The sequence below is a fragment of the Synechococcus sp. H55.2 genome (assembly GCF_047462495.1).
Lineage (GTDB): Bacteria > Cyanobacteriota > Cyanobacteriia > Thermostichales > Thermostichaceae > Thermostichus.
In genome coordinates this window covers 3698-15881 of record NZ_JANSJH010000021.1, presented here as the reverse complement: position 1 = coordinate 15881, position 12184 = coordinate 3698, and the positions used below count along the sequence as shown (strand labels likewise).

Here is a 12184-nt window from a genome sequence, read left to right as displayed (position 1 = left end):
AGGTGCTCGGAGCGCCGCCAGTGGGGCCGCACCTTGACGAACAGCTCCAGGTAGACCTTGCCCAGGATCAGCTTTTGAATCTGTAGACGGGCGGCCTGGCCGATCTGCTTGAGCCTTTCCCCGCCTTTGCCGATGAGGATCCCTTTTTGCGAGTCCCGCTCCACGTAGAGGGTGGCCAAGATGCGGGTGACGGTGGGGGTTTCTTCCACCTGGTCGATGGTCACGGCCACCGAATGGGGCACTTCCTCGCGGGTATGCAGCAGCACCTGTTCGCGGATCAGCTCTGCCATAATGAACCGCTCCGGCTGATCCGTCACCAAATCCGGCGGGTAGTAGTAGGGGCCGGTGGGCAGCAGATCGATGGTGGCCTGGATGAGGGGCGCCAAACTGCCGGGATCCAGCGCCGACACCCAGATGACAGGGGCACCGGGGCGCAGGGCTTGGTAGCTCTCTTGGTGGGCCTGGCGCGCGGCAGACTCTTTGGGCAGTAGATCCACTTTGTTGCAGACGAGGATGCAGGGGGTAGCAGCAGGGATCCGCTCGGCGATGAAAGTGTCCCCACGTCCCGCCGGCACCGAGCCATCCACCACGAAGAGGATCACGTCCACTGCGGCAATGGCAGCCTGGGCGTTGTGCACCAAGATCTCCCCCAGGCGATGATGGGGCTTGTGGATGCCGGGGGTATCCACCCAGATGATCTGGGCTTGCGGCAAGGTGAGGATCCCTTGCAGCCGGTTGCGGGTGGTCTGGGCCACGGGAGAAGTGATGGCGATCTTCTGGCCCACCAAAGCGTTCAGCAGGGTGGACTTGCCCACATTGGGCCGCCCGATCAGCGCCACAAACCCCGACTTAAAGCCCGGCGGGGCAACTGGAAGCGCATCGGCGACGCGAGAGGGCTGCGGTTCAGCGGGCGCTTTTCCCTGAGGGCCAGCAGGGGTTTCTTGGCTCTGCGCTCGTAGCTCTTCTTCAGCCATGGCCTTCCCCAGCCTTTGTTTCTAGCGGACAGAGTAGGCCCCTGCGGCGGCAGGTAACTGCAGGGATAGGGATCCCAGCGGGGCCAAGGTGGTGCCGGGGTAATAAAAAGCGAGGATTTGCGCCGCGTTCAACCCCCGCCGCGCCAAGGTATAGGAGCCGTACTGGCTCAGGCCCACCCCATGGCCAAAGCCGCCGCCGATAAAGCGATAGCCTACCAGTCGCTCCCCTTGTTTTAGAGGCTCTATCCGAAATAGGGTGCTGTAGAGGCGGGGAAAAGCCAAGCGCACCTGATCCTTGCGCAAAAGAATCGAGTGGAGCCCTTCCGCCGTCTGCAAGTCCAACTGCAGCGCCTGCACCCGGCCACTGACAGAGCGCTCCAGAATCTCCATCCCCGCAATGCTGCTCCAAATGGGCATTGGGATCCCCAGATAGTCTTGGCCGGCTCGCAACTGGGCATTCAGCTCCTCCAGCGATTGGGAGAACTCCCAGCGGAAGAGGCGCGACACCCCCGATTCATTAAAACCCTCCCGCCGGGCCAGGAAGGCTTGCAAGTCGTTCTCCTGCCGCAAATCGAAGGGCTTATCGGGCGGGTGGGCGATATCCACCTGCGGACGCAGATAGGGGCGCGGCTCCCCGTCCCAAACCTCTTCAAACGCCGCCGATACGCCGCCGTTGGTGGAAGAATAAACGGCATCCACCAGCTCGCCGTTGTAGGTGAGCACCAGGCCGCTGGTCTGGCGAATGGCTTCGTCGGCCCGTGGGTGGGTGCCGCTCAGCCCCTTGTAAACCTGGCAGTGGGTGTTGGCACAGAGCTGGTAATCGTCGATCCGAAAGCGGTGTAGGTTCTTGAGGGCGTAGGTGCGCGCCAAAATCGCCTGGGCAGCCATGGCGGCAAAGGGAGCCCCTGGCCCCACCTCATGGGGCACCACCCCCCGCAAATAGGTTTCCAAGGGCACAGCGTTGACCACCGTATAGCTGCCGTAGGCATTGGGCTGAAGGGTAATGGATCCGGCATAGTAGCGGTCGTTCACCCGCAAATAGCCGGCATCGGAGGTCACCCGGAGGCGGGTGCGGTGGTAGCGAAAATGCTCATGCACCCAGCTCAGCTCTGCCCGTTCGCGTCGCTCCTGCACCTCCAGCCGCACCTGAGGGATCCCTTCTTTCTGGGCATATTGCTGAATCTGGATCAGTTGTTGGGGGGTGTAGGCGCGGTTGGCCCACACCTGCCATTCCTGCGGTTGGGCGATCTCGGTGTGGATGCCCAGAGATTCCCAGTAGTTGGCGCTGGCCTCGGCGCTCTCGAAGCTTTTGTGGCTGCTGAGGATGAGGCGGTACACGGTTTCCGGGCTGGCCAGGGCGCGGTTGACGATCCCAACAGTAACTTGTGGGAGGCGCTGCGTCTGGGTGCTGCCGTCTGCTTGAGCAAATTCCAGGGTGAGGAAAGACCCCAGCGGCGCTGCCAATTCCACCTGATCTTGCTCAGAAAGGCCAAAGCGTTGCACAATGCCCACGTGTAGGATCGGGTTTTCGGGGGTGGCCGCCGCGGACAATCGCGCCGGCGAAACAGGGTTCTCGGCCTCTTTGCGCACCCCGGTCGCGTCAGCGGCACGGAGCACCAAGGCTGTCAGCAACAGGCCCAAGCCGGAAATGAAGGTGCTTTGTTTGCGCCAGCGGAGCGGAGTCCTTAAAAACCGGCGAGGTTGGGCAGTAGGAGACTGACAACTGGCCATGGCCGCTTTATCCTAAAACACACCCTGTCGATTGTACCCGCATCTTTTCTGGCCTACCGGCAGCGGTGCAAAGCCCTATGGATGCTGTTCCCGACAAGGAGTTCCCCATCGGACGGAGCCCTGACGTGGCCCGCTCTGCTTTGCGCAAGGGATCCGGCTGGCGGCTGGGCTGGGATCCCTCCCGCTCCCCCTTTGTGGCCCTGGTGGGGGGAGAGACTTGGGCGCTGGAGCTCACCCAAGAGGAGTGGCAAGCGTTTGCGGAAGGGGTGCAGCGCCTGCAGCAGGATCTGGCGGCCATCGCCTCCCAACTGATGGCGGAGGAAAGCATTACACTGGAGCAGACTTTCCCTGTCTTGACTTTGATAGCCAGCGGCAGCGCCACCGCCTGGGGCCTCTACCTGCAGTTGCACCAGGGCCGGCGCGGCGAAGGTTTTTGGCCTGCTGACGTCGTCCCCGAACTCTGTCGGGCCGTTGCTCAATTTTTTGACCCAGCCTCTTGAGCAAGCCTGCAGGGCAACTCTCCCGACAGGCCTGGCCCTTAGCCAACCATTACTCCCGTCAACACCCGAGAGAATCCGTGACATCCACTACTTTCCCCCGCAGGTTGGCAGCGGCATTGGCATCCGCATTATCCAAGAAACTTGCCTGTGAACTGTACGCCTCATCGACCTCGATGAAGTCCCGCTCCCACAAAATACCCAGGAGCAGCTCAACCTAGCCCTGTAGCTTGCCCCCAAAGCGGATTCTGAAGGACATGGGCTGTGCTGGAATTGAACCAGCGGCTCCCACCGTGTCAAGGTGGTACTCTACCACTGAGTTAACAGCCCCTCTGAGCGATGCCGACGCACACCTGGGCGGAAGGTCGGAAATTGATAATATCACATTCAACCCGTGCGATTGAGAATCAGCTTGACTCGAGAGTGGGTGCTGAACCGGCATCCTATTTTTGCAAATTTAAATCGAAGGGATGTTCGGATCCGGCCAACAACTGGTAGTGCAACACCTGCGGCGGGCGAGCAAAGTAGGGCCCGATGAGGGCACGCCAGCGGACAAAGTTTTCCGATTGGCGGAAGTTGACCAGATGGGCCTCTAGGGATCCCCACTGCACCAGCAGCAGGTATTGCTGGGGGTGCTCCAAACAGCGCTGCAGTTGGTGTTGCCGATAGCCATCGGTTTGTTGCAGATAAACGAAAGCCTGGCCGATGGCAGCTTCAAAAGCAGCTTCCGAGCCGGGGGTAATTTCAAACCGGGCCACCTCCAGGACAGGAGCCGTGTTCATAGGCTATGTGTGCAGACCACACTCGGTTTTGGCTGTGCCCTTCCAGCGGCCGGAGCGGGGATCCGCCCCCGGCTCTACCGGCGCCGTGCAGTGGAGGCAGCCGATGCTGGGATAGTTGCGATCGTGCAGGGGATTGTAAGGGATCCCGTGGGCGAGGATGTATTTCCAGACTTGGCCGTTTGTCCAGTCGGCAAGGGGGTTGAGCTTGAGGCGGTTGCGCTTGGCATCCCACTGCACCTTGCCAATATCGGCGCGGGTGGGGGATTGCTCGCGGCGCATCCCGGTAATCCAGGTGGTGCAGTTGGCCAGGGCGCGATTCAGGGGCTCTACCTTGCGAATGTTGCAGCAGAGGTCGGGGTTGGTGCGGTACAGCTCTGGCCCATATTGCGCCGCCTGCTCTTCGGGGGTGAGCAGAGGTTTGAAGATCTCCAGTTGCAAGTGAGGGTAGCGGGCCAACACCTGTTGCTGCAGTTGCAGGGTTTCCGGGAAGTGAAAGTCGGTATCCAGGAAAAAGGCGCGCACCTGCGGGCGAATGGCCGTGAGCAGATCGATCAACACCAGGTCTTCCGGGCCCAAGCTACAGGCCAGCACCAGCCCATCTCCAAACTCCTCTACCCCCCAGGCCAGCAAGTCACTGGCCGACAAGGGCTCAAAGTGCTCGCTCAGAGAGGCTACCTGGGGCTGATACTGTTCTCGCACGGCCTGGGCCGCCAGCTCCCAGCGGCTAGAAGAAGAAGAAAGGCTTGCCGTCATAGGGGGAAGACACCGAATGCAACGATCCTCGTCTTTATTAATCTACACTAATTCGGTCAAGCTTTGGGATTTTTGGGCTACGAGGCAGCGGCGGGCAGAGGTAGGGATCGGGATCCCCTGGCACGGAGGGGGATTTGTCCCCAGCGATCCCGTCGGATCCCCATAACCAAGCCGTGCCAGAGGGGGCTGGGATCCGGCTCCGGCAGGTGAACCCAGTGGTAGCGCAACACCCCTCGCCGTGGGTTGATATCCAGCTCAAACACCCGCAGAGCCGAAACCGGCCCCACCAGCGGAGGTGCCGTCAGGTAAGGGATCCCATCTCGCACATACACCTTCGGCACATGCAGATGCCCGCTCAACACCGCCACCACCCGCCCGTGATTGGCCAGGAGGGTGTGTAGTGCCGAGGCTTGCTCGCTGCGGAGCCGGTACTTGCGGAACAAGACCGCATCCATCTGGGTGGGGGAGATAAAAGGAGGCTGATGGATGAGCAGAATCAGCCATTCCTCGGGCACCGCTTGTAGATGTTCGCTTAGCCAGTGCAGTTGCGAGGGACGCAGCACACCCTGAGGCAAGGGGAAGTGTCCTAAACTAGCGTCGAGGGCAACCAGGCGGATCCCGGGCAGAGGGGAAAGGCTGTAATCGACATAACCGGTAGGAGCTGGGGACAGGGGGAATTGGCTTTGGCACCAACGGATGAACTGATCCCGGTTGAAGCGCCCTTTTCTCCTCAAGGTATCGACATCGTGGTTGCCCAGGCTGAGGTAGTAGGGCACCCGCAGTTGGGCGAGAATCTCCCGGAACAACTCAAAGCTCTCCGGATCGGCTTGATCCACCAGATCGCCGGTAAACAGGACAAAGCGCAGATCGGGTACTTGGTTGAGATGGGCAACGGCAGCTTGCAACTGGCGGCGAGGGGAATCGGACATCCACCAGCAGCGGCAGCCCGTCTCGGGCATCAGGTGGACATCTGAAACTTGAGCAAAGCAAATGCGTTGGGTTGCCATTGTCTAGGTACTTATTCACACCCCACGCCCGCATCATAAGTCAATAACTAGCTGGAGGGCTATGGGCTTCTCTTAACCTCTGCCGCGATGACCTCACCCCCAGCCCCTCTCCCAGAGGGGGAGTTGTGGTTGCTGTGATTTGGAATCGCCACAAATGAGTCTGATTCTTGTTCCGGCGCCGCTGCCGAGCAACCGCTAGGGTATAGGGACACAGATCTTCGACAAGAGGATCCCTCAGTTCAAGCAAGGAGAAAACATCATGTCTGCTACCACCCTTGTTCGTTGCGCCTGTGAACACTGCAACTGCAGCTTCGAAAGCAGCCAAGGCTATCGCTACGAAGGCCAACTCTACTGCAGCGAAGCCTGTGCCACCCATGACCACGCCCACCCTTCGCCTTGCTGCGTGGCCTCTCACTGCTGTCAATAGCAGGTTGGCAGGGATCGCTCACCCCGGCTGTTGCTTTCCGGGATCCTGTGTTGCTTCTCTCCCTGGGCAGTTTTTGATACGCTCCTAAGGAGCTCTATCCCCGTCGGCCCGGGGGCCGGCCCAACCCGTTGGCATGGAATACCGCTGGGATCTGCTGCCCACTCCACCCCAGTTTGATCCGGAGCTGAGCCGAGAATACGGCAAGTATGCAGCCAAGGTGCTGGCCTTGCGTGGGCTGCACAGCCGGGAACAAGCGCGGGCCTTCGTCGATCCTGATCAGTATTCTCCCACGCCAGCGGGATCCCTGCCGGATCTGGAGCGGGCAGTAGCACGCCTGTTGCAGGCAAGAAAAAGAGGAGAAACCCTTTGCATTTGGGGAGATTTCGACTGCGATGGCGTTACCGCCACCAGCCTCTTGCTCTCGGCGTTACAGCCCTTGGGCTTCCGAGTCCAGTTCACCCTACCGCTGCGCAGCAGCGAAGGGCATGGCTTGAACCCCCAGCGGCTGCAGCAGGTGCTGGCCCAGGGCTGCCAAGTGCTCCTGACAGTGGATTGCGGTATGGGCAATGCCGCCGAGATTGCCGCCGCCCAAGCCGAAGGGGTGGACGTGATCGTGACGGATCACCACACGCTGCCGGATCCCTTGCCCCCTGCCCATGCGGTGGTCAACCCACTGCGCCTGCCAGAGGAACATCCGCTGCGCTTTCTGCCGGGGGTGGGGGTGGCCTACAAGCTGGCGGAGGCCCTCTACCAAGCGCTGGGGATCCCAGGCGTAGAAGAGCACCTGGATCTGGTGGCGGTGGGGATCGTGGCCGATGTGGCGGTGTTGCAGCGGGAGTGCCGCTACCTGGTGCAGCGGGGCCTGCCCGTGCTGGCCAAGACGCAGCGCCCGGGGCTGCGAGCTCTTTTGGATCAGATGGGCAACGGCCAATCCTCAGGAACACCAACAGCCCAGGATATCGCCTTTCGCCTTGCTCCCAAGCTGAACGCCATTGGCCGTTTGGACGATGCCAGCCTGGCGGTGGAGCTGTTGACCACCTCCGATCCGCAGCGGGCCCAGACGCTGGTGGAGCATTTTGTTGCCCTCAATGAGGAGCGTAAGCGCCTTACCCAGCAAGTGATTCAAGAGGCCGGCCAACAGGTGGAAAGCCTAGATCTGGGGCGGGAGGGGGCGATTGTCCTGGCCGGAAGCGGCTGGAACCCAGGGGTTTTGGGGATCGCCGCGGCGCGCTTGGCGGAGCAATACGCTTGCCCGACGGTGTTGATCGCCAAAGACGAGAGGGCGGGACGGGGCTATGGGTCGGGCCGCTCGATTCCAGGGGTGAACCTGGTGGAGGCCATCGAGGCCGTGCGCCCCCTCTTGCTGGGGGGAGGCGGACACCCTATGGCTGCCGGGATCCAAGTAGATCTGTCTTGCCTGGCCGCCGTACAACTGGCTTTGCGGCGGGAGCTGGCCGCGAGGGTCAGCCCGGATCGCCAAGCTCGCGCCCTGGCGGTGGAGATCGTCATCGATTGGGAACTGTTGGCCTCTCAGGGCCGGGATAGGGTGGCAGAGCTGGACGAGGTGTATCGGCAGTTGCAGCTTCTGCAGCCCTTTGGCCACGGCAATCCCAACCCCGTCGTAGCCCTGATGAACGTTTGTCGCGGCAGCGTCAAGCTGGGGGCTTCCCAGAATGGCCGCCACTTAAGGTTTGATCTGCAAGGCAGGCTGGGATCCCGTACCCTCTGGTTTTGGCAAGCCGGCGAAGAGCTGGAGCAGTGGCAAGAATGCCAGGCTATGGACATCGCCCTGCAGTTGGAAGCGGATGACCAGGGCAGACAACCCTGGCAAGGCAAAGTACTGGCGCTGCGCTCCTCTGGCGACTGGCAGGCGCCCACCGTTTCCGCCACCCGTCTCCAGATCCAGGATTACCGGCAACGCCCCCTGCCGGATTCTCTCAGAGAAGCCGTCTGCTACAGGGGGCAGGCTCTGCCCCTCGATCAAGACTTCCTCCCGTCGGCAAAAACAGCTCTGGTGCTGGCCCGCTGGCCCTGGCTGCCGACGGATCTGGCCCAACTGCTGCAACAGCTACAGCCGCAAACCCTGATCCTGGCTGCTTCTGGCCACCGCTGGGAGCAGATCCCCCAACTGCAGGCACTCTGGCAAGCGGGCCAACGGGATCCCGACGCTCTGGCGGCAGCGACTGGCCTGCCTCGACAGTGGCTAGCGGAATTGCACAGCCCAGAGGAAATTCCCACCTTGCTGCTGGGCCGCATCCGCGAATCCCAAGCTTTCCACCGCTGGCTGGACGAGGCCAGCTCCGACCAAATCGCCCAGCTCTGTCAACGGCTGCTGCAACCGGATCCCGCGCCGGCGGCTTTGTCTCCGAAGTAGAGGTGAGGGATCCCTTCAATTCCCGCAAAAAAGTTGGCAAGGCTTGGGATCTGGCCAACCCTTTCAAGGCCGACGCGATACTCTAGATCAAACGGCTTAGCTCTAGCGTTTTGCCGCACCCAGAGCCCAGTCTTCCGTGATCCCGGTTCGCCTGACCTTACACCATTTTCTCTGCTACTCTCACGCCGTTTTGGATCTGCGCGGGATCCACACCGCCTGCATTTGTGGCCCCAACGGGGCGGGCAAGTCAGCTTTGCTCGACGCCCTTACCTGGGGCCTCTGGGGACAAAGCCGGGCCAGCAACGACAGCGATCTCATCCGCAAAGGTGCCAGTGAAACCTGGGTGGAAGTGATTTACCGCTCGCGGGGGCAAACCTACCGCATCCTGCGCAGCCGCCACCTGTCGGGGGAGGGATCCCTGGAGTGGCAAATTCAAGCTGGAGAAACCGCCTGGCGCAGCCTAACCCGCCGCGGCATGCGCGCTACCCAACAGGCCATCCAAAGTCAGCTTGGCCTCGACTACGATACCTTCATTCACTCGGCCTACCTGCGGCAGGGACGAGCCGATGCCTTTACCCTGAAGCGCCCCGGCGAGCGCAAGCAGATCTTGGCCGATATGCTCAAGCTGGGCCAGTACGACCTGCTGGCCGAGCGCTGCCGCGAACAGGCTCGCAGTGCCAAGCTGAAAGCGGATCTACTCCAAGAGCGCCTGCCCAAGCTGGAGCAACAGCAGGCCTCTATCGAGCAGATCCAAGCCGAACTGGAGCAGCTCCAACAACAGCAAACCCATCTGCAACAGCTCCTGGCCCAACAGCAGCAGGAATTACAGTCTCTAGAGCGGGCCTATGAACATCGCCACACCCTAGAGGAGCGCCACCGGCAACTCACCCAACACCTGCACAAGCTCAGCGCCAACCTGCACCACACCGAACAGCAGTGGCGAGCCCAACGACAGCACCTGCTGCAGTTGGAAGAGCTGATCGCCCAAAGCGAGGAGATCCTGGCGGGCTACGAACGCTATCAGTCCCTGATGGCCCAAGATCGCCATCTTCACCGCCTCTTCGAGCAACAGCAACACCTGCTCCAAGAGCGCCAAAAGCTGCAGGCCCAACAAGCTGAGTACCAACAGCAGCAACTGCGCAGAATGCAGCGGCTGCAACAGGAATTGGCCGCCTGCCAGGCCCAAGCCCAGGCCGATGCCCAGGTGCTGGCAGAAGGGGAGCGCATCGAAAACGCCCTCCACCACTACCGGCAAGCCCAGGAGCGCCTGCAGATCTTGAACGATGCCCAGGCCCAAGCCGCCGCCCTCCTAGAGCAACAACGGCACTGGCAAGAGCAGATCCGCCGCGAGCGAGAACGCCTGCAAGCCCGCCTCCAGCTCCTCAAGCAGCAACTGCAAAACCAGGAAACCCTGGCCCAACAGCAGCAGCAACTGGCCCAGAAAATTGCCGCCGGCGTCGCAGCCCTGGCCGAGCTGGAGCAACGGCGTCTCTACCAACAGCAGGTGCTGGAAAAAATTCAAGAGCGCCGCCTCTTTGTGCAGAAGCTGCAGGAGCGGCAGCGGGTTCTCCAGCACCAATGGCAACAGGAGGAAGAGCGCTGCCGCCTATTAGAGGCTCCTTGGGAGGCCTTTCCCGTTGGCGATAGCAGGACGGAGTCCTTTCACCCCGAGCGGCTGGATCTCGGGGATCCGGATCGCCCAGATCCTTACAATCCAGAGCAAGAAAGGCACCACTCCGCCCCTGCCTTAGCGGGGGTGAAGTCGATGGCAGAAGGTGGGGAGGAAGAACACCCAGAATCCGAAGCCACCCCGGAAGCAGCCTTCTCAGAGCAGCCTGCCGCGCCTGCGCCGGCACCGTCCACCCAGGCGTTGGCTGTCCTGGAATCCCACCTTTGGGTTTGCCCCCTCTGCGCCCGTCCGCTCAGCCCGCACCTGAGGGATGTGGTGCTGCAAAAGCACCGCCAGCGCCAAGAAGAGATTGCCGGCGAGCTCTTTGTGATTCGCGAGCAACTGGCGGTGGCCGACCGGGAGATCGGGCTGCTGCAAGAGGAAGCTCGGCGTCTTGAGCAAGAATTGGCCGCTTGGGATGAGCGTCTGCACCTCCAGGGGCGGCTGCAGCAGCAGTGGGAGGCCGGGCAGGAGCGGCAGCGGCAACTGGAGGCTTGGCGGGCAGAAGCGGCAGAACTGGAGCAAATCCTCAACCAAGAAGCTTATGCCCCAGAGGCGCGGCAGCAGCTTGCCCAGATCCAGCAGGCCCTGCAACACCTGGGCTACGACGAGCGCGAACACGCCCTGCAACGGGGAGAGGTGGAGCGCTGGCGCTGGGCCCTGGGCCGCTCCCACGAGCTGCGCAAAGCCCAGGAGCGCCGAGCCCAGTTGTGTGAACAGATCGCCTCCCTACAAGCGCAACTGGAAGCCCTGCAACAGGCGGGATCCCCTGACTCGCCGCTGGCAGAACGCCTGGCCCAAATCGAGCAGGCGCTGCACCACCTTGGCTACGACGGATCCCTGCACCAGCAGGTAAAAGCAGAACTGGCCCAGGCGCAACTGTGGCCGGCCCGCCTGCAGGCCCTCCAAATAGCCCGCCAGGAGCTGCCGGAAGCCACAGCCCGCAGCCAGATCTTGTCCCAACGCCTGCAGGAAAGCCGGCAGCACTTTGCCCAGGCCACCCAAGAGCTGGAAGCGCTGCAGCAACAACTGGCGGAGCAGCCTGAGGTCTTGCCCGCCCACCTGGAAGGGATCCGCCAAGCTCTGCAGGAGCACCGGCAAGGGCTGGATCAGGTGCTTTCTCAAATCGGGGCGGCCCAACAGCGGCTACAGCAGGCCCTTGAACAACAGTCGGAGCGGGCAGAGCTAGAGCGACAACTGCAGCAGGCCCGCCGCCAGCAGCAGGTGTACCAGGAGCTGGCCAACGCCTACGGCCGCAACGGCATTCCCGCCCTGATCATCGAAAACGTTCTGCCAGAGCTAGAGGCCCAGGCCAACCAGATCCTGGGCCGCCTCACCCAACACCGCCTCCATCTGCGCTTTGTAACCCAGCGCTCGGGGCGACGCTCGGACAAGCTAATTGAAACCCTCGACATCCTCATCGCCGATCCCCGCGGCACCCGCCCCTACGAGACCTACTCCGGCGGTGAGGCCTTCCGCATCAACTTCGCCATTCGCCTGGCCCTCTCCCGCCTGCTTACCCAGCGCTCCGGCTCCGACCTGCAAACATTGATCATCGACGAGGGGTTTGGCTCCCAGGACGCCACCGGGCGGGCCCAGTTGCTGGCGGCCATCAACGCTGTGGCCTCTGACTTTGCCTGCATCCTGGTGATCACCCACATCCCCAGTCTGCAAGAGGCCTTTCCCCACCGCATCGAGGTGCAGCCCTCCCCCCAGGGATCCCGCCTCTCCATTCGCGGCTAGTCATTTGGCTGGTCATTTGAGGAATTGCCGGCCCGGCTCTGGAGCCACTGCTGCAGCAGGGGAATTATAGTCTCGCCAAGCTGGCTCCACTGGCCGGGCTTTTGGGCCGTGGTCAGCAGCTCCACCCGCTCCCCTCGGATCACCAAAAAGCCCACCGGCTCGATGCGCACCCCGCCCCCCGCTCCGCCAAACAGGCTGGCCGGATCCCGTCCGTTGCTGCGAAAGCC

At 62.2% G+C, this 12184-nt stretch carries 9 protein-coding genes and 1 tRNA gene; 3 read left to right on the top strand and 7 right to left on the bottom strand.

The features are described from left to right. Positions 1–974 (bottom strand): GTPase Era (gene era, locus NW844_RS04420; protein ID WP_414333831.1); only part of this gene is annotated, 974 nt, incomplete at its 3' end. Between the two features lie 21 nt (positions 975–995). Beyond that, positions 996–2705: a SpoIID/LytB domain-containing protein gene (locus NW844_RS04415; protein WP_414333829.1), complete on the bottom strand. Its 1710-nt coding sequence runs from the start codon at positions 2703–2705 to the stop codon at positions 996–998. Between the two features lie 77 nt (positions 2706–2782). Between NW844_RS04415 and NW844_RS04410 the strand changes: the two genes are divergently transcribed. Next, positions 2783–3205 carry a DUF1818 family protein gene (locus tag NW844_RS04410; protein ID WP_414333827.1) on the top strand — a complete coding sequence of 141 codons (423 nt, stop codon included), beginning with the start codon at positions 2783–2785 and terminating at the stop codon, positions 3203–3205. Between the two features lie 255 nt (positions 3206–3460). Here NW844_RS04410 and NW844_RS04405 read toward each other — a convergent pair. The 4 genes from NW844_RS04405 to NW844_RS04390 form a co-directional block, all read right to left on the bottom strand. Continuing rightward, positions 3461–3532 (bottom strand) — tRNA-Val (locus NW844_RS04405). A gap of 113 nt (positions 3533–3645) precedes the next feature. Continuing rightward, a complete protein-coding gene (locus NW844_RS04400) occupies positions 3646–3984 on the bottom strand; it encodes an antibiotic biosynthesis monooxygenase family protein (protein ID WP_414333826.1) in 339 nt (112 codons plus the stop codon). 3 nt (positions 3985–3987) lie between these two features. Further along, complete coding sequence (locus NW844_RS04395; RefSeq protein ID WP_414333824.1) at positions 3988–4737, bottom strand: phosphoadenylyl-sulfate reductase; 750 nt, start codon at positions 4735–4737, stop codon at positions 3988–3990. 77 nt (positions 4738–4814) lie between these two features. Next, positions 4815–5744, bottom strand: a complete 930-nt coding sequence (locus NW844_RS04390) for a metallophosphoesterase family protein (protein WP_414333822.1) — start codon at positions 5742–5744, stop codon at positions 4815–4817. Between the two features lie 560 nt (positions 5745–6304). On the opposite strand from NW844_RS04390, the gene recJ reads away from it, so the two are divergent. Next, positions 6305–8545 (top strand): single-stranded-DNA-specific exonuclease RecJ, encoded by a 2241-nt coding sequence (gene recJ, locus NW844_RS04385; RefSeq protein ID WP_414333821.1) that lies wholly within the window; start codon positions 6305–6307, stop codon positions 8543–8545. A 136-nt stretch (positions 8546–8681) separates the two neighbouring features. Continuing rightward, the gene (locus NW844_RS04380; RefSeq protein ID WP_414333820.1) at positions 8682–11957 is read left to right on the top strand and encodes an AAA family ATPase; all 3276 of its coding nucleotides are present in this window, start codon (positions 8682–8684) and stop codon (positions 11955–11957) included. Here the strand turns inward: NW844_RS04380 and NW844_RS04375 are convergent. Beyond that, positions 11954–12184: GerW family sporulation protein (locus tag NW844_RS04375; RefSeq protein ID WP_414333818.1), on the bottom strand; the 231-nt coding region annotated here is incomplete at its 5' end. The genes NW844_RS04380 and NW844_RS04375 overlap by 4 nt on opposite strands.